Raw genomic sequence first — 22,211 nt, 5'->3', positions numbered from 1 at the left:
TATATATAATCAGTTCAGATGCAATACGATTGTTTGTCCTTTTCTTACTCTTGTTCCATTGGCTATCGACTGGCTTTTTACCTTGCCTACGCCTACCAGATTTACTTTTATCCCTCTGCTTTCGAGCAGATAGACAGCATCCCGTGCGCCCATGCCGATCACGCTCGGAACAAAATCACGCATCAGGTCTCTGCTTTCTAAGATAACGCTTTTGGGGGCGGCATGTGTACTGCCCCAAGTCTCTTTGCCGCTTTTGATTTCGAACTTAGCCTGGCTCTGTATCTTCAGTTCGTCGAGTACCCGTTTGGTATCATTCATCTCTCCGGCTTTTACGTCGGGAATTACCACGCTGTTGGTGTCGATGGCATTTGTCAGTGGCAGGCGCAAGTCTTTGGCATATACCCTTTCTGCTATTTTACCGAATACGCTACCTGCCATCAACCCACCGGAAGCCGGAAGCCCCGGTTTCTGAATGGAGACGATGCAACTGTATTTCGGCGCTTCCGAAGGGAAGTATCCGCAAAAGCTGACTAAATAGTTCGTCCTGCCCGTTTTGTATCCGGCGGCGCCTTGTGAAATCTGTGCCGTTCCTGTTTTGCCGGATACGGCAAACTGCTTGCTGCCTGCCGGTCCTGCCAGTCCCTGATGCACTACCTTGTAGAGAATTTCCCGTATCTGTTTCAGCGTATTATCCGAACAGATTTTCGGGTTGATGACTTCTGTCGGGAACTCCTTTACTACTTCCCCGTCTTTTACAGCCGCTTTTACGAACTTCGGGCGAACCATTACGCCATCGTTCGCTATGGCATTGTAGAATGTCAGTATATTCATCGGGGGCACTTGCGTTTCGTACCCGATACTCATCCACGGGAGGGTAGTCTTGGCAAAATAGCGTTCTTTCGGTCCTCTGATGTTGGGCTTTCCCTCTCCTGCGATCTGCAGGTGCAACGGCTGGTCGATGCTCATCCGTTTCAGTCCGTCTACGAACTTTTGCGGATTGTCATGATAGAATTGGTCGATGATGCTGGATGTCCCCACGTTGGACGACACTTCCAAGATACGGGTTACGTTGATTCTGCCATATCCGCCGCGATGCCAGTTCCAGTCTTTCATCGGCCGTCCGTACATCATTTTGATACCGTTTCCCGTATCCACTTCGTAATCGGGGGTGATGTGCCCGTCTTCAAGAGCCACCATGATAGAAGCTGTCTTAAAGGTGGAACCCGGTTCGAGCATGTCGCTGATGGCATTGTTACGCATTTCGTAATAATTGCCGTCCGCCGCTTTCATCATGTTGACGATTGCTTTCACCTCGCCTGTGGCGACTTCCATTAAAACAGCAACGCCTACACTGGCATTCAGCTCTTTCAACTTATCTACCAATGCTTTTTCACAGATGTCCTGCATGCCCACATCGATGGTGGCGATAAGGTCGCAACCGTCTACGGGAGGAATATCTACGATGTTGAGGTATTTGTTCATCACCTTCTGGCGGTGCGTGATTCCGTCACGTCCTTTCAACAAGGTATCGAAAGCCAGTTCTATTCCATTCTTGGCACCTTGTGCGGTGTCTGCGTAGAGATCGCCCAATGTACGTGCTGCTAAAGAGCCGAATGGTTTCTTGCGCTGGTTGTAAGCTAACTCATGGAATCCGCCTTTATACTTGTTCATGTTGAAAACAGGCAGGCGTTTGGCCTCTTTATATTGAATGTACGAGATACGTTTCGGGTAAATCAAATAATTGCGGCTTCCTTTTTTCATCCCTTTCTGTAGATGCGCTTTGAATTCAGCCGCACTTTTATCCGGGAATATCCGGTGCAACCCTTCACAGATCTCATTCATATGCTTTTTCAAGGAGTCGGTTTTGGCCGGTGCTCCTGCTTTGAAATCCATATAGATGCGGTATTCGGGCAGTGAACTTGCCATCAGTTTGCCGTCGGAGGAGATGATATTACCCCGATTAGGCTTTACCGTTACATTCTCTTTTACGAAACGGTCGGCAACATCCTGCCAGTATTGTCGCTCGGCAAACATGGTGATGCCTGCTTTTACCACGATTGCTACTCCTATCAGCCCCATTATGAGGATAACAAAGAAGTAACGGGTCATTATATTTTTTTTATTGACAGCCAAAACTATTTATAATTTATAAATGACAAATGACAATTGACAAATGGCAATTGATAATTTACTTTTTCTTTCCTTCTCCATTCTCCCTTTTCCCTTTTCCCTTTTTTCTCCTTTCTCCTTTTTTACTCTATCAGGTAAGGAGGGTTTGTAGATGTCTGCAAATCACTCTCTTTGGTCGATATGTATTCCTCGATACGTGACTGACGACTTCTTTCCATCAATTCCGAGCTACGTGTGAGCGCGTCATATTTAATGTCGATAAGTTCTTTCTTCAGCTTATCTATTTCAATCTGCTGTTGTTGACTGGCATATCTGTTATGGATATAGAAGATAATAAATACCATAATGAGTACCAGCAGTTTTGTCTGGCGGCGGAAAAAGTCTGTAGCTAAGATATCTCCTCCTAAAATGCTTTTCAAAGAGGCCCTCTTTTTCTTTTTGGGTTCTTTGTTCTCGTTTTTATTTATCTTTTTCTCTTCCATAAGTTTCTATCTCTTCTGCTTATTTCTTTTCTGCGATTCTTAGTTTGGCGCTCCGTGATCTCGGATTGCGTTCTATTTCCTCTTCGTCCGGCACAATGACTTTGTTGTTCACCAATTTAAAAGGCGTTTGCAGGTTACCGAAAAAATCCTGTGTCGTTTTACCTTCCACATTACCGGTTTTCATAATGTTTTTAACCATCCGGTCTTCCAATGAATGGTAAGTGATAACGACTAATCTTCCTCCCGGTTTCAAGGCTTCCGTTGCTGCGGTCAACATTTCTTTCAAAGCCTCCATCTCTTGATTTACTTCAATGCGAAGTGCCTGAAACACCTTGGCAAGTTCTTTCTTCTCGCGTTCCCGGCCGAAGAGTGGCTTGATGATCTCCAAAAACTCGCCGATTGTCTTTATTTGTCCGTTGGCACGGGCCTTGACGATAACCGATGCTAATTTGCGACTGTTTTTCAATTCTCCATACAGGTAGAAGATATCTGCCAACCGTTCTTCTGCATAAGTGTTTACCACATCTGCTGCTGTGAGTCCGGCCCGTTTGTTCATACGCATATCCAATGCACCGTCGAAGCGGAAAGAAAATCCTCGTTCACTGTCGTCGAAGTGATGGGAGGATACTCCCAAGTCTGCCAGTATGGCGTCTACTTTCTCTATATCGTGATAGCGTAGAAAGTTGTGCAGGTAGCGGAAATTGCTTCGCACGAAAATGAAGCGCGGGTCATCGACAATGTTTCGTTCGGCATCCTCGTCCTGATCGAATCCTAATAAACGTCCGTCTTTTTCCAAACGCGAAAGTATCTCACGGGAATGCCCTCCACCACCGAAAGTCACGTCTACATACGTGCCATTCGGGCAGATATTCATTCCGTCTACGCTCTCTTTTAGTAATACCGGTACGTGATATGTCAATTCCTCTTGTGTCTCCTTCATCTGTTCTACCTTATTATATAAGCAAGTGACGGCAAAAATACATATTTCTCAAAGAAAAAAGAACCTCCTGTATGGAAAATATGGAATAAAGTTTTCAACAGATTGTTAAATGTTCCCCGGAGTGTTTTTCTTTTGGGTATTTGCCTTTTTCTGTTCCCGTAGTTGGATGCTTAGAAACTTGGTTTTCATCCGTATCTTTTTCAGAAATGCCGGTGCTGATTTAAAGCCGATACGTGCTACCCATACCTTGTCGGCAGTACATTCTTCCGGTTTTTCCACTCCTTTACTCGTGATTGTGGGAAAGAAATTGCCCAGCCCGTCGATGCTAACGGTGCGTCCTTGGTGCAGATGTTCGGCGATAACACCTGATAACTGTACAAGTACCGACATGACATCCCCGTCTTGCAGTGAACTCTTTTCCGCCAGTTGCCGGGCTATTTCCGCACTGTCGACGGGTTTCTTTTGTAAAGCTCTTGTGGTAGCATAATAACGCACGTTTGTTTCTCCCTTTGTTGTGTCCACCTTCTTGGTAACTACATAATTAATAGCCATATATTCTTCTGTTATTGATAATTATACTTGTACTGTTTATAAATTTTCAATCGTCTTGTTTGTGACTTTATACTTTTGCTCTAAAAACATGGGGATGTTTTGATACAAAACATGGGCATGTTGTAAACAAGAACATCCGGATGTTTTGAACGACAGCATGGGGATGTCTTTAGTGCTGAATCTTTTCACAAAGATATGCTAAAGTATATGGCTGTGCAAGTAATAACCATGTGCTACGGCAGTCAAAAAGATATCTTTTTGTTATGCCTTGTAAATGAGTGGGTTGTAACTCATAATAGATTGGAATGGCAAAGAAATGATATATCCCCTCCTCCTATGGATTCCAATTTGCTTTTGTGGAAGAGGTCGCTTGTACTATAAAGTGTGAAGAGAATAATATAAATGATTCAGTTGTTATGTACGCTAATTTTCGGCTTTACGAGGTCTTTTTTGTTTTTTTTGTATTAGGGTCAATGATTTTTTTTTTGAATTGTCCGGGTATTATCATTTTTTTTAATCTCTTTTTTATTGTATCTTTTTGATAAATAGATGTTTATTGGAAAAAGTGTTAGTTGTGATTTGTCCGGGTTATATATTTGGAATTTTTATTTAAAACTCTTTATCTTTATAAAAAATAAATGCATATGAAGTTATTATTGTTCTTTTTGCTACTCTTTGCTCCTTCCCAGATGTCGGCGCAGTTCTTTTTGAGGTGTGCCTCGAATTCTCCTCGGGAAGGAGATTGTATTATTAAACAACAGGTGAAATGTAAATCTCCAGGACCTAAGGGGGAAAATGTTATATGGGATTTTAGTGAACAAGATCTTGTGAATGAGAACTATAAATTAAAATATATTACTCCTAAAACACTTTCTGATTCTATTGTCGGTATAGAGCATCGTACGATGTACTATTATCAATCAATTACAGATTCTCTTTTATTATTGGGATATGAAAATCCAACGACTTGGATACGTTATCGTGAACCGGAGACTTTGCTTATTTTTCCTTTTTCATATGGACACTCTTTTACTGATTATTTCGATGGAATGGGCAACTATTGCAATCGCTTAGGAATACATATACAAGGAAAATCTATTGTAACTGCTGATGCGACAGGGGGCATGATTCTTCCTGATGGGGATACTTTGCGTAATGTTTTACGAATATATACAATTAAGAAAGTGGTGGAAAAAACAAAATTTGTTTCAGAAAAAAGCAAGAATGATACCATCCCTTTTGTTCTCTGTCATGATAGCATAGATTTTCATTTGGCAAATGATTCTGATTGTTTAGAGATAAGTACTTGGCGTTGGTATGCTGACGGCTATCGTTATCCAGTGTTTGAAACGATAAAAAGTATGGCTTATAGATCTGGTAAATGTTATGAACATTTTACGACGTCATTTTATTATCCACCTTATGGACAATCTTATGATTTGAATGATGATCTTGAAAATCAATTACGGCGAGAACGTGTTGATGAAGAAGGAATCAACCGTTTATGGGGAACTGTTGAAAGAGGGAAAGGGAGAAGATATGAAGATGAACATGTGATTTATAGCTTTTATATGGATGAAACGGGTAATCTACAATTGAACTACTTTCTCGAGGAAGATGCGAAAGTTGAAGTAATGCTGTATGACTTTCAAGGACGACAATTATTGAGATCGAATATAGGATTGTTACAGAAGGGAAGTTATCAGGATCGGTTGTCATTTAATATTTATCCTTCTGGTGAATATTTGTTGCAAATATTGGTTAATGGAAAGATGTATGGAGAGAAAATATTGAAACCTTAATAAAATAATACAATTGAGACATGAAACTACTATTAAATGATAAAGTTACAACTTACTTGAAGATTAGCATGCTATTCATTTCTATTCTAAATTGGGAATACTTAAAAGGAGAAAATACGTCTGTAGTACAGGTTGTTCCTGTATCGCCGACTGCTGCTTCTTTAGGACAGTTTGGTTATATTCCAGTTGGGCACTATACTGGTACGGCGGATATTTCGGTTCCTTTGTATGAGATAGCACTTGATGGAAAGAAGTTTCCTATAAATATTGCTTATCATGCATCTGGAATAAAGGTGGCACAAGAGTCCGGTTGTATTGGTTTGGGGTGGGCACTACAAGGATATGGAGCTATAACGAAGCAAGTTCGTGGTTTTGATGATTTTGAGTCATCCCCTAAAGGCTATTATTGGAATACAAATTTACCAATACCAACAGAAGATAATGGATATGATTACCAAAATGGATCAGTTAGTGAATGTAAGGATTATTCGATTTATAGTCAAAGAGACGGAGAGCCCGACTTATTTCATTTTAATTTTGGAAATTATAGTGGTACTATGTTTTTTCAATGCAATGGGGTTGGGAATAACTTAGCTAATAGAGCCTATCCGTTATTGACAAAAGTGAAAGATAATCTTAAGGTGGAATATAATATTGAAAGTAAAAGTTGGGAAATAGTAGATGGAGATGGATATATTTATTATTTTAATACATATGAAATGACAGAGTCTTATCAGTTTTCAACTACTAGTAATTCAAAATTGTCTAATACTACTCGTGGGTGGATAATGCATGACTCTAGAGGAATACAACCAGATGTTATTACTACATGGTATTTGGATTCTATTGTATCTCCTCAGAAGAATAAAATAACATTTGAATATGGAGAAGATTATATTTACACTCAAAAACAAAGACAGGAAACTATTTACCATTTAGTGGATGCAGTTCCTGCTCGGTTTGCTAGTGGTATGATTCATGATTTAGAAAATTATGTATATTCATTTTCTAAAATAAATCAGAAAGTATTAAAGAAAATAGTTACAGACTTGTTGACAATAGAGATTATTACTGATAACAGGTTGGATATTGAATCAGTACAGACTACGAAGCTCCCTCAAAAAGTATCAGAAATAAAAATAAAGGATAATTCTGGTTTGGTTGTAAAAAATATAATTTTTGACTATGAATATGTAGGTCTTGTGTCGAACTATTGTAGCTGCCGCCTTTTCTTGAAACGTGTGACAGATAAAGCTGGGGAAGAACGACACGTGTATGAGTTTACATATGATAGAGCTTCTAAGCTTCCGAATAAAGATTCAAATGCCATTGATGATTGGGGATATTATAATGGTAAGACTATTTCGGATAGACGTTGGGGTACCGAACAGCAGCAAGGAGGGGAATCTAATATTACTTATGTGCCTGCTTATCGTTTGAAGACAATGAGCCCTTTGTCGGGATATACTTATGATTTGAGTTATTTAGGAAGAAGTCGTGAGGTTGTTAATGAATATGTTACATGCGGAATGTTGTCTTCAATGAAATATCCGACAGGATTAATTACGAATTTTGAATACGAACCTCACGCTGTTCAAAATGGAAGTAATAGTACTCTTCAAAAAGAACAAGTGGTATTAGGAGTTGCTTATTATCAAAACTTTCTTTGGGATGAAGATGAAGATGAGAATATGTATGAGAATTCTAAAATGGCTGCTTTTACATTGACAAAAGAAACTGAAATTACATTGCAATGGAGAGTTCTTACTTATGATGAAGAGCCTAAAAAAGATGAGGATGGAGAAGTTTCTTTTTATAGATGTGCATTTTTAAAAAATGAATCGGGGAAAATTTTGAAAGAGATAAGTGTTGTTGAAAGAGAAATGGGACGATTTATTTTGCAAAAACTTGTACTTCCCGCAGGAAAGTATACTGTAAATGTTGCAACTCAGAATATTATAACTCCCGGAAATTATGGTATGTCGTTAAGTGTCAGTATGGAGGTTGTGAAAAATATAGATACAAATGTTGTGTCTAAAGGTGGAGGCGTTAGGGTGAAAAGAATCTATAGTACGTTTGAGGGGAAAATAATTTCTGACTTAAAATATAGCTATATGAAAAAAGGGAAAAGTACAGGATTGTTGATGAATAGTCCGGTTTTTACTTATCCCTTTACAACAAGAAATTTGACCTTAAGGGGAGTGTATGATATTGGAGGAGTTAGGGTTGATGTGATAGATGTGACCGGATTTTATGTTTGTGGTATGTCTTATCCATATACTCCTTTTAGTTTTTCTGCTATGGGAGCTTCTGTGGGATATAGTACGGTTACTGTTCGCGAGAATTTTTGTACAGGGTATGAAGAATATTCTTATTATAATGTACCGGATAGAGCATTATCTTCGGATGAATCTTATATACCGGGATTTCCCACTACAGGGAGTTTGCGAAATGGGCAATTATTATCGAAAATACTCTATGATGATGACGGGGGAAAGGTAGAGGAAACAAATTATATTTATACCGTAGATAGACAAGAAACGGTTAAAGGTTTTAAGGCATATATTCCTTTAATATTCTCTACATTTTCGACAAGTGAATTTGACTATATATATGCCAGGTTTTATGATACGGTATCTGAGAGATGGAATTTGACACGAGAAATAACAACTACATATGATCCTAATAATTATGGCAGTAATTATGGGACTCCATCAGTTCAGTTTTATAAAGATTATAAATATTTATCTTCCAATGATTTACCGTCTATGGTGTCCTATGGTAATAGTGATAAGAGTATTAGGCAGATACAATATAAATATTCAACCGATTATGCGGATCAGATGTCGCAAAAGATGAAGAACCGTAATCTTGTTAATAAACCTCTTGAGACAATTTACATGTGTGACGGTTCTGTTACAAAAGCAGAAAAAACGAGTTATATAGATACTTTAGGGTTGATTCTACCTAAAATAGTGTATGCTTTAAAAGCATCCTCTCCGCTTTCGTTGTCTATGTATAGTTCATTCTATCGAAAAAAGTATTCGATAGACCTATATAATAAACATGGTAAAATTGTACAGATGTCTGAAAAAGATAATATACCTGTAACATACTTGTGGGGATATAAAAGTATTTATCCGATAGCAGAGATCCGGAATGCTACTTATAATGAGGTGGCTATGCACCTTAGAAATATGGATTCATTTGAGAATTCTTTGTCTCCGATTATGACTTCTATAGAAAATCTACGCTCTTTACTAAAGAAATCGCTGATTACTACTTATACTTATAAAGTACCGTGGGGAATTCAAAAGATAGTATCTCCAACAGGGATGAATACTACCTATAACTATGATCTTTTTGGACGTCTGCAAACGATTTTGGATCATAATGGGAAAGTTGTTAAGCGTTTAAAATATAATTACAAACAATAAATTTTGTAGGTAAGTTAAATTTGAAGAAGTATGAAGTATTTATATATCTTTATTTTATCCTGTTTAACGTTGAATTTATACTCTCAAGACTCTTGTAAGAATTATATTCATTCTTACGTGATGTTGGATCAGGCAGCGAGTAAATGTATAGAAACGATTCAATATTTTGATGGTTTAGGGCGCTCTTTTATGACCGTTCAAAAAGGGGTAACTCCTTCTCGAAAAAACCTTTTGACTGAGCAATGGCGTGATGAAACAGGGCGTCTCGTAGAGGATCGTCTCCCTATAGTGACAACATCAGACCGCGTTTATTCATATAAAGAAGCTATGGCTACTTATAATGATGAAATGTATTATACAGAGTATGTTTACGACTATTCTCCACTGAAACGTGTAATTGGTATAATGGGGCCTGGTGAAAAATTTTCAAGAGATTTGTCTACAGGATATTCCTCTAATAAAGCAACAGGGATACTTTTGTGTAAACTTTATAAAGTCACGTTTACAGGGGAACTTGTTTTAAATGGCAATTATGCAGAAAAGGAGTTGTCTGTTGTAAGAGAGAAAGACGAAGATCATAATGAGACTTATACCTTTAGGGATAAGCAAGATCGTAAAGTGTTAGTCCGTCAGATGTTAGGTGATATACCACATGATACCTATTTTGTGTACGATGCTTGTGATAATCTGATTTTTGTTCTTCCGCCAGCTTACCAAGACGAGCCTGATTTGGATTTATATGCTTATCAATATAAATATGACAACTGGGGCCATTGTATAGAGAAAAAAATTCCGGGATGTCAACCAATCAAATATGTGTATGATCAGGCAGATAATTTGATTTTTTCACAGGATGGTGTACAGAGAGAAAAATTAGAATGGACTTTTTATCTGTATGATAATTTTCATCGGTTAACTGTCAAAGGAATATGTGGAAATACTAACACTTCTTCGGTGAGTGAAAGGATAGTGGTATGCTCATTAAATAAAGATGATAGTGGTATTATTCCTGATGGATTGGAGAATACTGGTTATAGTTCTGACTTTGAGCTTGTTTCTCCAATAATTCATCAGGTTAATTATTATGATGACTATTCCTTTTTGTCATTGGTCGGTTTCCAGAATCGTGCTAAATTTCCTGCTCAAACTGTAGCGGCGAATGGCTTTTTAACAGGAAGTATATCTTCACTACTCGATACTTCTGCCAAACTATATACTGCGGTTTATTATGATATAAAGGGCCGACCCATTCGGGTTACTCAAGATGATCATCTTGGTGGATATAAAATAACTGTTACTAATTATACTTTTACAGGTAAGCCTTCGCAGGTGGTCAATGCTCATTATCATACAAAAGAAACAGCTAAACTTGAAATATATAAATATACTTATGATCATGCAGATCGATTAGTAAAAACGACCCATCAATTAGGCCCTAATGCCCCTATTGTTGTGTTGTCTGAAAATACTTATGATGAATTGGGACGATTATCAACCAAAACTTATCATCAGAATGATTCGCTTAAAAGTACATATACTTATAATATTCGTAATTGGCTGACTGGTATTACTGGCTCAAAGTTTACTCAAAAATTGTTTTATAATGAACAAGATGAAGACAATACCCCTTGCTATAATGGGAATATTAGCCAGATGAATTGGTCTGTTACTTCGGAAGCTGGTCTTATACGCAATTATAATTTTCAATATGATGAATTGAATCGTCTAAAGAGAGCTATATATGGAGAAAGTAATGATGATCCTAACTATTGTCCTGATTATGGAGTTGATTATGCATATGATAAAATGGGTAATTTGACTTTCGTGAGACGTTATGGACTTTTAAATAAACCGGATGATTTTGATATGATTGATGATTTATTTATAGATTATAATGGGAATCAGTTAAAAGCAATAGACGATAATTCTGCGGGAGATCCTCTTTATGAGGGAGCTTTTAATTTTGTAGATGGTTCGTCTAAACCGCAGGAATATTTTTATGATGCAAATGGAAGTTTAGTTAAAGATTTAAATAAAGGAATTACTTCAATTAGATATAATAGTTTAAATTTGCCTTCGCAAGTAATTCTACATATGAGCGGATATATCGATTATCAATACAGTGCGGATGGTGTAAAACGCCGTAAAGAGTCTTATACGAAATTGGAACAGGTAGTCGATCCGATTCCGGGTTTTCAAATATCGAATAACTTAGCTTCTTCTTTAGCAATGCAACGGGATGTATCTAACCTTGTTTTAGATTCACGCGCACGCTATAAGGGATATACTTGTACCGATTATTGTGGTAATTTTATATATGAAGACGGGGAGTTAAGCAGAATCTTAACGGAAGACGGATATATAACATTGAATGGTAATGTGTCTACTTATCATTATTATTTACGTGATCATCAAGGAAATAATCGAGTTGTGGCAGATCAATATGGTACTGTAGAAGAGGTGAATCATTATTATCCTTACGGTGGTTTATTTGGAGAAGGAGTGGAAAAGAGTAAGCAGCCTTACAAATATGGTGGTAAGGAATTGGATAGGATGCACGGGTTGGATTGGTATGATTTCGGTGCGAGATATTTAAGATCGGATGTTCCGGGGTGGACTGGTGTCGATCCGCTTTGTGAAAAGTATTATTCGATGAGTCCGTATATTTATTGTTTTGGTAATCCTGTGAGATTTGTGGATCCGAATGGAAAAGAAGTACAAATCCCACCGGGAAATGGTTATTGGAATTGGAGTCGTGAGAAACAAACTAGAGTCGAAAGGCATGTTAATGCAACAAATACTGCCGCTAAGGAAGTTTTTCGAGGATCGGAGATTGGCTTAGGTAGATCGCTGTATTCTGTTAATGCAGGCTTGAGTTTAGGCTCTGTTAAGGGAAAGGTAGAAGTGAATTTTGGGGAGATTTCGGTTAAAACCAATGGCAATCAATTGTCTATGGAGGCTGTAGCAGGAGATGCAGAGGCTAAATTTTCTGTAAATTCTGCATCTTTAAAAGCAGAAGTTTCAATAGCAGAAGTAAAAACTACGTTTGATTCTGATGTGAATATGAATACAAATTTTGATTTTGCATCCGCTAATGCGTCTGTTTTAGTTGGTGATAAAGTAAACGCCCAAATAGACAATAATACCAAAGTCGGTGCTAACATTAAAGCTGGTCCAGCTAAGGTTGGACTGTCTGTTGATTTCAAAGCGGCTACTCAGTGGTTACATGGAATGATGAATACAATAGTGGAGGTGTTGACGCCAGAGATTAATGTGAACACAAAACAGGAGGGAAATCGTTATTAAAATTATATAGATTATGAAACAATTATTTATTATGCTATTGCTTGTGTTAACTTCTTGTGTGCAATCCAATAAAGTGAGTGATGAGGGGTCCCGTAAAATAGTTGAAACATTTTTCGTGACATACGAAAGTGCTGGTGCAGAAAAGGCGTTGAATGAAATATTTGCTACTAATATCAATTTTTTAAAGTTGCCGACACATAGTATAGATGAGTTGAGAGAAAAATTAAAGTCTTGTGAGAATACTATGGGCAAGTATTTTGGCTATGAAATTATAGCCAAAAGAGTTATAGGTAAAACTATAGTTCATTATTCTTGTATTGTAAATTATGAACTCCAGCCACTTAGGTATTCATTTACGTTGTATAAACCAAAGGATAGATGGATGCTTTATAACTTCAAATTTGATTCAGAACTAACGAATGAATTAGATGAGTCTGCAAAATTTTATTATATTGAATGATTTGAATATGGAAGATGCTTTTGGCGAGCTTTTTGTCCTGATCATGGGGGGCTTGTTGTTGATTTATTTTTTTATTCTGCTTTATTTCATCAGAAAGGCCAGAAAATGGCCTACTACTATCGGTCAGATATTATTTTCAGAGGTGGCAACCTCTGGTAGTATTGATGAGCTACATAGAGTCGTGATAAAATATGAGTATCAGGTACAGGGTAAATTATATGTTTCGAATAGGCTTAATTACGGTCATCGCATGTCTACAAGTTCTTTGTCTTATGCACGTAAAAAAGTGAAACAGTATTTCCCGGGGCGTAAATGTACGGTACATTATAATCCGCAGAAACCGCAGAGCGCTGTTTTAGAAACATCATTGAGTTCGCCATTGTATCTTTTGCTGTTTAGTGGAATACTGTGTATTTTTCTGGGCTTGGTGTCGCTTTTTAGATAAATCAAAATGGTGTCGGAAATATCTCTTTTATGATTTAATAGGTTTATAAGATATTACAAAGATGGATTTAAAACAGTTACTAATTAGTTTCTCAGTACTTTGGGTTTCATATTCCGTATTTGCCCAAGATAATTATAACAAGGGATATATCATTACCCTTAAACAGGATACTGTGCAAGGGTTAATCAATTTGCGGACGGATAAGATAAATGCAGCTTGCTGCATGTTTAAGTCGGATATGGATGCATCTCCTGTTATTTATTACCCCGGTGATATCCAAAAATATCATTTTGTGAACGATGGAAAATTGTATGTTTCGCGTTCGGTTGAATTGAGCCATGGCAGTACTGTTCAACTATTTCTGGAGTGTTTATTTCAGGGTATGAAGAATTTGTATTACTATGAAAGCGAGGATAATAAAGAGTTTTATTTTATAGAAAGTCATGACAGGTTGGTGAAATTGGATGCACCTTTGATTGAAAATACACAGAGCGATGGGCGTACGTTTAAGAAAGAAGTGAATCGTTATATTCCGACATTACACTATGTCTTTCGGGATTGTTTCGGGATTCAGGATAAAATAGATCGTACCCCTTTTACGCATAAGGGAATGGTCGATCTGGTGAAAGCTTATCACGGTATGATGTGTAACAATGAAGAAGGCTGTATCGAGTTTGTGGCAAAGGCGGACAAACCGAAAATTCATGTCGCTGTAACTCCGTATATCGGTTTGCAAAAATATACTTCGCACGATGATCTAAAAGAATATGGAAAACCTGTACTAACATACTTGGTGGGGGTTAATGCTGCTGTTTCTTGTCCCCGTTAGATAAGTTCGCTTAGTTTGGTTGTCGATTTGTCTGTGTCCAAGCTGTCGGCGAAGGATACAAGAAGGAAGAGCGACTATTCAAGTATATTGCTCTCCGGCAAGTAGGGTGGGGGATATACTTTTCCGAGGGGAGCAGTACGTCCTTTTATTGGAGCCGGTGCAGTGGTCTGTGGCTTTCTATCGGCTAAGTATAAAATAGGGAACACACGGTTGGAACCCTTTGGTGGAGCTTTTCCAGGATATTATGTAAATCTTGGTTTGCTGATTCCCGTTTCTAAAAAATGGCAACATGCTATCATGATTCGTGCGCAATTAGAAGGAACGAGGGATACTTTTGCACGGAACAGTGTCTTTACCGGATGGTCCGGTGTTTTGGGCTATTCATTCTGACAGGAATGAAATAAAAAAAGGAGCAAGTATGGAAATCTCTTCCTCTTGCTCCTAAATTAACACAACTAAAAATCTGCACTAAAAATTACTCATATAGAAATAGAAATCGATAAGTCGTCGGTTTAGGTTATATAATGCGATTATCTGAAATCTTTCAATTCTTCCTGTAGCTTTTGGCGTGTAAAGAAGATCCTGCTCTTTACAGTTCCCAACGGGAGATTAAGTTTCTCTGCAATTTCGCGGTATTTGAATCCGGAAACGTGCATAGAGAACGGCACTTTGTATTCTTTTGGCAGTGAGTTTACTATGCGGTGCATTTCTTTTAGGTCATACGAACTTTCCGTGCTCTCAAATCCCGATTCCTGCGGGAGGCTCAGGTGGTAGAGGTTCTCTGTTTGGTCTACAAATGTCTGATCACGTACTACTTTTCTGTAGTTGTTGATAAAGATATTGCGCATGATGGTATACATCCATCCTTTAAAATTGGTATCCGGCATATATTTGTCCTCATTGTCCAATGCTTTTAATGAGGTCTCCTGCAACAAATCATTTGCTTCTTCTCTGTCCGTGGTCAGTTTGTATGCAAAACGCAGCAGTTCATCCTGAACTCCTATTAAATCTTTTCTGAAGCTTATACTTTTCATAACGTTGCTTTTTAAATTGTGAATATATCGTTGTTTATTTCGATGTTGCAAGTTTACGGCATTTTGCTGATTGCGATAGGGGGGATTTTATCTTTCTTTAGCCTGAAAACTATCAATTGATAGTTTTCAGGTCATTTTTGATAGTTTTCAGGTGGTCTTAGAGGGAACCTAATGTGATAATAAAGCTATTTTTATTAAAATCCTCTTTCATGGGTCCTTTCATATGGAATATTCTCGTTAATAATAAGCTTGTGATCTGATGTGATTTCAGAAAATAACCACAATGTTATTTTGTTTTTTCTCTTTTCTGATAATTGTTTGAGTGGTTAATTTCAAAAAATGAAAAAAAACACAAGACGTCTTGTCCTTTTTGTCTCTTAATAATTGTAGTAATTATAAAGCGAATTTAAAAACGAAAAATAACCAAAATAATCAAATAAAAAAATAGATGAAGCATCAGGAATCAGAATTATTCTTCCGCTATCATAGAGGCTTGTGTACGAAGGCTGAAAAGGATGAAGTTGAGAAGTTGCTGAACGGATCAGAGGCATATCGGTTACAATTCCTTGATTCTAAGATTGCATGGGCTTTGGGAGAAGATATAAAATTGATGGAAGCGGTTGATGCGGAATTAGGTTATAAGAAAATTAAGGCTGATATAAGAGCAAAAAAAATTAGAATATTTCAAGAGAGATTGGTTAGGTATGCCGCTTTTTTGACCATCCCGCTATTACTTTCTTCTATGGCGCTGGGGTATTTGTATTTTAAGAAACCCGATGAAAAGATTCAATATACCAATATAACGGCAACTGTTGGTTCGGTTGTTCGTTATGAGCTACCTGATAATTCGGTCGTTTGGTTGAATTCGGGGAGCAAGCTTCGCTGCCCGAATATTTTTAAGGGAGAAAGGCGTGAAGTGGATTTGCAGGGAGAAGCTTTTTTTGAGGTGCAGTCAGATGAAAAGCATCCGTTTTATGTGAATACGCCTTCGGGGGTACAGGTATATGTATATGGAACACGGTTTAATGTCTGTGCTTATGACAATGAAGATTATGTTGAAACAGTATTGGAGTCGGGACGTGTCAATATATTTATTCCTAAGTATGAAACATCTGTGGTTTTGAAACCCGGTGAACATTTGCTTTATGATAAAAAAGCATTGCAATTTGTGAAATCCGAAGTTGATGTCTCGGAGAAGGTCGCATGGAAAGATGGAAAATTGATCTTTAGAAATTCTTCTTTAGAAGAGGTCTTGAAAAGATTGTCACGGCATTTTAATGTCGATATTGCACTTAATAACAGATCGGGAAAACAGTATAGATATCGGGCTACTTTCAGAGATGAGACATTGTCACAGATTCTTGATTATTTGAGTAAATCGGCTATGATAAAGTGGAAGACGGAGGAAGAATCTGTGCTGCAATCTGATGGAACATTCGTGAGGAAAAAGATAATAGTGGATTTGTATTGATATAAAAAATAGACTGCCTATGATTGTATAGTTCTAAATGTAAAAAACGGGATTGCTTTATCGATCCTGTACTGGAGAAAAAACCGGAGATGTTGTATTACGTGAATCCGGGTGTGTAAATTTTTATTTGTTAATTCATAAAACACTTTAGTTAACCACAAGTTTATGAAGAAAAATTATTCCATTGTTACACATTGTTCAAAGTGTGTACTCAACCTTAAACTCCCTTTAATTATGAGGATTGCTTTAGTATTACTTTTTGTAGCTGTGATACAGCTTAGAGCCGGAAATGGATACGCTCAGAAAACAAAGGTTCCTATTTCCATGTCGCAGGTCTCTGTCGAACAGGTCTTGAATAGGATAGAAGAAACTTCTGATTTTGTGTTTTTATACAATGATAAGACGATAGATAAGAATCGGGTGGTTTCTGTTGAGAATCCACAAGGCAACATATCCCAGATCCTCAATGAAATTTTTGAGGGAACTCCGGTATCCTATACAATCGTAGATAAACAGATCATACTATCTCCCAAAAAAGTGGAAGCAGCCCAGCAAGACCCTTCTTTTGACATGAAAGGACAGGTTCGGGACGCTATGGGAGAGGCCTTGATCGGTGTGAATGTTGTAGTTCGCGGAACGACTTCCGGAGCGATTACGGATATTGACGGAAATTTCACCATAAAAGTGAAAAAAGGTGATGTGTTAGAGTTCTCTTATGTAGGTTATGCATCTCAGACTGCTACTGTTGTCGGAAATAAGCCGCTGGTTATAATCTTGAAAGAGGATACGGAAATGCTTGGCGAAGTAGTCGTTACGGCAATGGGTATTCAGCGCCTGTCTAAAACGCTGTCTTATACAGCTGAGACTGTTGGGGGAAAAGAACTGACCCGTGTAAAAGATGCGAACTTGATAAATTCTTTGCAAGGTAAGTCTGCCGGTTTGGTTATTACCCCGAATGCCAATGGTGCCGGTGGTTCCTCCAAAATATTATTGCGCGGTAATAAATCGATCCAGGGTGGTAATAATCCGTTGATTGTTATCGATGGTGTGCCGATGGCTAATAATACCAATGATGGGGGAAGCGTCGTGTATGGCGGTGGTACTGACCAGGGAGACGCCCTGTCTACAATGAATCCGGATGACATTGAAAGTATCAGTATCTTGAAAGGCGCTTCGGCTGCTGCTTTATATGGTGCGGTGGCTGCCAATGGTGTAATTATGATTACTACCAAGAAAGGACGCGAAGGAAAGATCAGAATCGATGTGTCCAGCAATATGACGGCGGAAACTGTTTTTAATCTGCCAGAGTTGCAAAATACGTTCGGGGTACCGATGAATTCTAAAACCGGTAAACCTTCTACTTTTTACAGTTGGGGAGATCAGATGGATATAGACGGATTCGATCAGATAAAAGATTTCTATCAGGTGGGATATAATTTTAATAACAGTGTGGCTGTAAGTGGCGGTTCTCAGAATTCACAAAGTTACTTCTCTTATGGAAACACCTCTTCCCGCGGAGTGATGCCTACCAATACATTTGTGCGCCATAACCTTAGCGGACGGCAGACTTTTAAAGCCTTCAATGAAAAGTTGACTATGGACTTCTCGGGTACGTATACCTATTCGGAAACGAAAAACAAACCGGGTGGCGGTATGTTGGATAATCCGTTGGTAGGGTTGTATGTAATTCCCAGAAACGTGGATTACGGCTATTATAGAGATAACTATGAATTGTTTAATGCCGAACGTCCTACCGTGCCTACTCAAAATTGGATTGTAGAGGATTATACTTCTTTGGAAGAGCATAATCAAAACCCCTATTGGATGCTGAACCGTGGAATCGGAAAGTCAATTCGTCATCGTTTTACAACTTCCGGTACATTGAAATATCAGATATTGGATTGCCTAAGTATTCAGGGACGTTTGAGTTATGAACGTGATAATACAAACTTCAGAAGAGAAAAGTATGCCAGTACTTACCGTCTTTCTATGGGAGCGTACAGTGAGACGATGAATTTCTACGAGCATTTGTTTGGAGATGCTTTGGTGAGCTTTAATAAGACATGGAATGATTTTACAGTGGCGGCAACGGCAGGTGCCAGCTTTACTAAAGAGGTGACGCACGGTACTTATCTGAATGCGGAAGGAGACCAATATTATGAAGTGGATGTGACGGATGCGAACGGTATTACGTATAAGATGCCTCAAGGTAACGTATATTTCCCTAATATCTTCCATCGGGATAACTATTATGATATCTACTATCAGGAGAATTATACCAAGAAACGATTGAACTCCGTATTCGGTACATTGCAACTCGGATATAAGGATATGGTATATCTCGATCTTACCGCTCGTAACGACTGGTCTTCCGCGTTGGCGTTTACAGAAAGTATGAGTTTCTTTTATCCTTCGGTAGGTGCTACTTTCTTGTTGGACGAGATGTTCCATATGAATGACGATCTGTTCGATATGGTGAAGTTGCGTGCTTCTTATTCGGTAGTAGGTAACGATATTCCGGCATATTACTCCCGTCCGGTAGCCACTTTGTCTAAATTGACCATCACATTGCCGACGGTTATGCCGTTCACGGATTGGAAACCTGAAAAAACGTTCTCTATCGAGGCCGGTTTTGACTTGGCAATGCTGCACAACCGTTTACGCACGGAGTTTACTTTCTATAAGGCCAATACGAAGAACCAGTATTTCCAGGTGTCGGCACCGGTAGCATCGGGATATAGCAAAAGAAATATTAATGCCGGTAATGTGGAGAACTTAGGTATCGAGGCTTCTTTAAGTTATCGTCTTGATTTCAACCATGATTGGTCGTGGACGCCGGGAATCAATTTCTCCTATAACAAGAACGAGATAAAAGAACTTTGTCCGGGGTTGGAAGAGTATAATCTTGCCGAGGCTTCCGCTTTCATTATGAAGTTGAAAAAGGGTGGCTCTTATGGTGATATATATACGTATGATTTCCAATATGACGACAACGGAAATATAAAATTGGATAACACCGGAGCGCCTCTGTTGACAAGTGATGCCGATACCTATGCCGGAAACTTTAACTCGAAATTCCATTTGGGATGGTCTAATACGATCAATTGGAAGAATCTGAATATCTATGCTTTGGTTGACGGTAAAATCGGAGGTAAAGTGCTTTCTATGACCGAAGCGATTATGGATGGATACGGAGTATCTAAGGCGACAGGAGATGCTCGTTTGAACGGCGGAGTACCCAATAAGGACGGTTCCATGATCGATGCGGAGAAATATTATTCGAGAGTAGGAGGGCGTGCACAAAATGCCGGTTTTAATGCTATGGAGTATATGTATTCTGCCACTAATTTCCGCTTGAGGGAACTTTCTGTCGGATATACATTCGAGAATTTATTTGGAATGAATAAGAACCTGACTGCTTCTGTTGTCGGTCGTAATCTATTCTTCTTGTATAAAAAGTCTCCTTGTGATCCTGATATTTCCGGTTCTACGGGAAATGGATGGCAGGGTATCGACGTATTCAGTCTGCCTGCTACACGTAGCTGGGGACTAAACTTGAAGCTGAATTTTTAATACATAAGATAAAAACGATATGAAGAATTGTTTATTTAAATATAAATCTCATTTGGCTACGGCTTTTATTGGTTTGTGCCTTGTGTCTACGGGGTGTACTGATAAGTTTGAAGAAATTAATACGGACCCGAAAGGTGTCGATGATTCGGTAACCGATATGGTGGATAAGATTCAAAGTCCGTTGGACAATATTATTCCTCCCCAGGAACATCGCTATCAACTTTGGGCGAATCTTACTACGGATATCTTTGCCGGTTTTATGATGGGGGTGAATGATTTCGGTGGATCGAATAATTATAATTATCAACTCAGACCGGACCATTGTGCTCAGACATATGATGACTTCTATTTATATGTGTTTAAGTATACCAGCCAATATATACCGCAGTGTAAAGCACTGGAACGCTTTGAACTGGCAGCCATGATGCAGATTGCCAATGTAGCTGCTATTTTACCGGTAGTTACTTCTTATGGTCCTGCACAGTATTCTTGTGTGTTGGAAGGTTCGGATACGTATTATTATGATTCTGAAGAAACAATTTACAAGCGTCTGTTTCAAGACCTGAAAGAGGCTGTTGAATGGTTGAAAGATTTTCGTGACAGTAGTCCTTCTCAGGACCTCTTGGATGATTTTAAACGGGCGGATAAGGTTTGTGACGGAGATATCGATAAATGGATCAAATTTGCCAATACATTGCGTTTGCGTATTGCCATGCAGTTGGTGAAGGTTTATCCGGACTCTCAGAAAGAAGCCGAAGATGCTGTAAGAGACGGAGTGTTGACAAATTCGGATTCGGATGTGGTATTGAAATCCGGTTTGATGCTTTTCCGTATTGAAGACTTATGGAATGATACCCGTGCCAATGCTAATATAATCTCTATCTTACAAGGATACTCAGACCCTCGCTTGGAAAGATGGTTTGCTACTAATAATGCGGATATTTATAGTACGGATGACGAGTTGTCTCCTGTTGTGGAGAAAGCTACCAAATATCTGGGAGTACGGCAGGGAGTGCCGATGACCCGTACCGAATATCAAGGATACTCTAAAACGAGCCGTGTCGGTATTCCGGAACAGGGGCCCCGGCCGGTATTGCGTGTGGCTGAGGCTTATTTTCTCCGTGCGGAAGGTATGTTGAGGAACTGGAATATGGGAGACGGAACTCCGGAAAGCCTGTATAACGAAGGAATTCACAGTGCTTGGGCCAGTGTATTGGGAGATGAATCCGGATGGGCCGGTACTTACGAAAGCTATATCAACGGGTTTATCAATACTGAAGAAGGCGGTGATTTTGATTGGGAACTGTTTGAAGGTGGTTTCGGTTCTGCTCCTTATATCAATTATCGTAATCAGGAATATAATTATTATATCGAGGAGAATGGTAAGCAGGTCGGTATCAATCGCATTTCGGTAAGGTGGCATGATGAAGATTCTCCGGAAAAGAAATTGCAACGCATCATCACTCAAAAATGGATTTCTTTCTTTCCTACTTTGTCTTCTGTGGCATGGACGGAATATCGCCGTACAGGTTATCCTAAATTGATACCTATCCCTTCGGACTTGAATTATAGTAACGGGGCTATCGATACGGAACTTCAGATACGCCGCTTGCCTTTTACACAAAGCGAATATCGAGGTAATACGGAGGAAGTGAATAAGGCACTCGGCTTGCTGAAAGGGCCGGACAATGGGGGTACCCGTTTATGGTGGGATGTAGACAAAGGAAATTTTGAATAATATACGGATAGA

The 22,211-nt window shown here is 38.7% G+C and carries 14 protein-coding genes; 9 read left to right on the top strand and 5 right to left on the bottom strand.

The features are described 5' to 3' along the window. Positions 1-9 precede the first annotated feature (9 nt). The 4 genes from HMPREF1532_RS07605 to HMPREF1532_RS07590 all read right to left on the bottom strand — a co-directional run bounded on the left by HMPREF1532_RS07605 (position 10) and on the right by HMPREF1532_RS07590 (position 4,104). Positions 10-2,109: a penicillin-binding protein gene (locus HMPREF1532_RS07605; RefSeq protein WP_005927199.1), complete on the bottom strand. Its 2,100-nt coding sequence runs from the start codon at positions 2,107-2,109 to the stop codon at positions 10-12. A 143-nt stretch (positions 2,110-2,252) separates the two neighbouring features. Next, positions 2,253-2,612, bottom strand: a complete 360-nt coding sequence (locus tag HMPREF1532_RS07600; RefSeq protein ID WP_005927197.1) for an FtsL-like putative cell division protein — start codon at positions 2,610-2,612, stop codon at positions 2,253-2,255. Between the two features lie 19 nt (positions 2,613-2,631). Then, positions 2,632-3,552, bottom strand: coding sequence for a 16S rRNA (cytosine(1402)-N(4))-methyltransferase RsmH (gene rsmH, locus HMPREF1532_RS07595; RefSeq protein ID WP_005927195.1), 921 nt, complete (start codon positions 3,550-3,552; stop codon positions 2,632-2,634). Positions 3,553-3,657: 105 nt separating this feature from the next. Next, positions 3,658-4,104 carry an HU family DNA-binding protein gene (locus HMPREF1532_RS07590; protein ID WP_005927192.1) on the bottom strand — a complete coding sequence of 149 codons (447 nt, stop codon included), beginning with the start codon at positions 4,102-4,104 and terminating at the stop codon, positions 3,658-3,660. A 644-nt stretch (positions 4,105-4,748) separates the two neighbouring features. Between HMPREF1532_RS07590 and HMPREF1532_RS07585 the strand changes: the two genes are divergently transcribed. The 6 genes from HMPREF1532_RS07585 (at position 4,749) to HMPREF1532_RS07560 (ending at position 14,383) form a co-directional block, all read left to right on the top strand. Next, positions 4,749-5,906 (top strand): T9SS type A sorting domain-containing protein, encoded by a 1,158-nt coding sequence (locus HMPREF1532_RS07585; protein ID WP_005927189.1) that lies wholly within the window; start codon positions 4,749-4,751, stop codon positions 5,904-5,906. A 20-nt stretch (positions 5,907-5,926) separates the two neighbouring features. Further along, positions 5,927-9,343, top strand: coding sequence for a hypothetical protein (locus HMPREF1532_RS07580; protein WP_005927186.1), 3,417 nt, complete (start codon positions 5,927-5,929; stop codon positions 9,341-9,343). A 30-nt stretch (positions 9,344-9,373) separates the two neighbouring features. Next, positions 9,374-12,649 (top strand): DUF6443 domain-containing protein, encoded by a 3,276-nt coding sequence (locus HMPREF1532_RS07575; protein ID WP_005927182.1) that lies wholly within the window; start codon positions 9,374-9,376, stop codon positions 12,647-12,649. Positions 12,650-12,662: 13 nt separating this feature from the next. Continuing rightward, positions 12,663-13,109 carry a hypothetical protein gene (locus HMPREF1532_RS07570; protein WP_005927179.1) on the top strand — a complete coding sequence of 149 codons (447 nt, stop codon included), beginning with the start codon at positions 12,663-12,665 and terminating at the stop codon, positions 13,107-13,109. Beyond that, positions 13,078-13,554 (top strand): DUF3592 domain-containing protein, encoded by a 477-nt coding sequence (locus HMPREF1532_RS07565; protein WP_005927176.1) that lies wholly within the window; start codon positions 13,078-13,080, stop codon positions 13,552-13,554. The genes HMPREF1532_RS07570 and HMPREF1532_RS07565 overlap by 32 nt, the downstream gene beginning before the upstream one ends. Positions 13,555-13,615: 61 nt before the next feature. Continuing rightward, positions 13,616-14,383, top strand: coding sequence for a hypothetical protein (locus tag HMPREF1532_RS07560; protein WP_005927173.1), 768 nt, complete (start codon positions 13,616-13,618; stop codon positions 14,381-14,383). A 530-nt stretch (positions 14,384-14,913) separates the two neighbouring features. Here the strand turns inward: HMPREF1532_RS07560 and HMPREF1532_RS07555 are convergent. Further along, positions 14,914-15,417 carry an RNA polymerase sigma factor gene (locus HMPREF1532_RS07555; protein WP_005927170.1) on the bottom strand — a complete coding sequence of 168 codons (504 nt, stop codon included), beginning with the start codon at positions 15,415-15,417 and terminating at the stop codon, positions 14,914-14,916. 448 nt (positions 15,418-15,865) lie between these two features. Between HMPREF1532_RS07555 and HMPREF1532_RS07550 the strand changes: the two genes are divergently transcribed. From HMPREF1532_RS07550 to HMPREF1532_RS07540, 3 genes are all read left to right on the top strand, one after another. Then, complete coding sequence (locus tag HMPREF1532_RS07550; RefSeq protein ID WP_005927167.1) at positions 15,866-16,888, top strand: FecR family protein; 1,023 nt, start codon at positions 15,866-15,868, stop codon at positions 16,886-16,888. 234 nt (positions 16,889-17,122) lie between these two features. Further along, the gene (locus HMPREF1532_RS07545) at positions 17,123-20,461 is read left to right on the top strand and encodes a SusC/RagA family TonB-linked outer membrane protein (RefSeq protein WP_005927164.1); all 3,339 of its coding nucleotides are present in this window, start codon (positions 17,123-17,125) and stop codon (positions 20,459-20,461) included. A gap of 19 nt (positions 20,462-20,480) precedes the next feature. Further along, on the top strand, positions 20,481-22,199 hold the full coding sequence (locus tag HMPREF1532_RS07540; RefSeq protein ID WP_005927160.1) for a SusD/RagB family nutrient-binding outer membrane lipoprotein: 1,719 nt from the start codon (positions 20,481-20,483) through the stop codon (positions 22,197-22,199). Positions 22,200-22,211 lie beyond the last annotated feature (12 nt).

Source organism: Bacteroides salyersiae WAL 10018 = DSM 18765 = JCM 12988 (assembly GCF_000381365.1).
Taxonomy (GTDB): Bacteria; Bacteroidota; Bacteroidia; order Bacteroidales; family Bacteroidaceae; genus Bacteroides; species Bacteroides salyersiae.
The sequence above is the reverse complement of the archived record's forward strand: the minus strand, read 5'-3'. Positions and strand labels throughout refer to the sequence as shown.

Bases quoted from the DNA above. Each gene is read 5' to 3' on its own strand.
- HMPREF1532_RS07575 (WP_005927182.1), top strand. From the start codon at position 9,374: ATGAAGTATTTATATATCTTTATTTTATCCTGTTTAACGTTGAATTTA.
- HMPREF1532_RS07605 (WP_005927199.1), bottom strand. From the start codon at position 2,109: ATGACCCGTTACTTCTTTGTTATCCTCATAATGGGGCTGATAGGAGTA.
- HMPREF1532_RS07540 (WP_005927160.1), top strand. From the start codon at position 20,481: ATGAAGAATTGTTTATTTAAATATAAATCTCATTTGGCTACGGCTTTT.
- HMPREF1532_RS07600 (WP_005927197.1), bottom strand. From the start codon at position 2,612: ATGGAAGAGAAAAAGATAAATAAAAACGAGAACAAAGAACCCAAAAAG.
- HMPREF1532_RS07545 (WP_005927164.1), top strand. From the start codon at position 17,123: ATGAGGATTGCTTTAGTATTACTTTTTGTAGCTGTGATACAGCTTAGA.
- HMPREF1532_RS07570 (WP_005927179.1), top strand. From the start codon at position 12,663: ATGAAACAATTATTTATTATGCTATTGCTTGTGTTAACTTCTTGTGTG.
- rsmH (WP_005927195.1), bottom strand. From the start codon at position 3,552: ATGAAGGAGACACAAGAGGAATTGACATATCACGTACCGGTATTACTA.
- HMPREF1532_RS07555 (WP_005927170.1), bottom strand. From the start codon at position 15,417: ATGAAAAGTATAAGCTTCAGAAAAGATTTAATAGGAGTTCAGGATGAA.
- HMPREF1532_RS07585 (WP_005927189.1), top strand. From the start codon at position 4,749: ATGAAGTTATTATTGTTCTTTTTGCTACTCTTTGCTCCTTCCCAGATG.
- HMPREF1532_RS07590 (WP_005927192.1), bottom strand. From the start codon at position 4,104: ATGGCTATTAATTATGTAGTTACCAAGAAGGTGGACACAACAAAGGGA.
- HMPREF1532_RS07565 (WP_005927176.1), top strand. From the start codon at position 13,078: ATGAGTCTGCAAAATTTTATTATATTGAATGATTTGAATATGGAAGAT.
- HMPREF1532_RS07550 (WP_005927167.1), top strand. From the start codon at position 15,866: ATGAAGCATCAGGAATCAGAATTATTCTTCCGCTATCATAGAGGCTTG.
- HMPREF1532_RS07580 (WP_005927186.1), top strand. From the start codon at position 5,927: ATGAAACTACTATTAAATGATAAAGTTACAACTTACTTGAAGATTAGC.
- HMPREF1532_RS07560 (WP_005927173.1), top strand. From the start codon at position 13,616: ATGGATTTAAAACAGTTACTAATTAGTTTCTCAGTACTTTGGGTTTCA.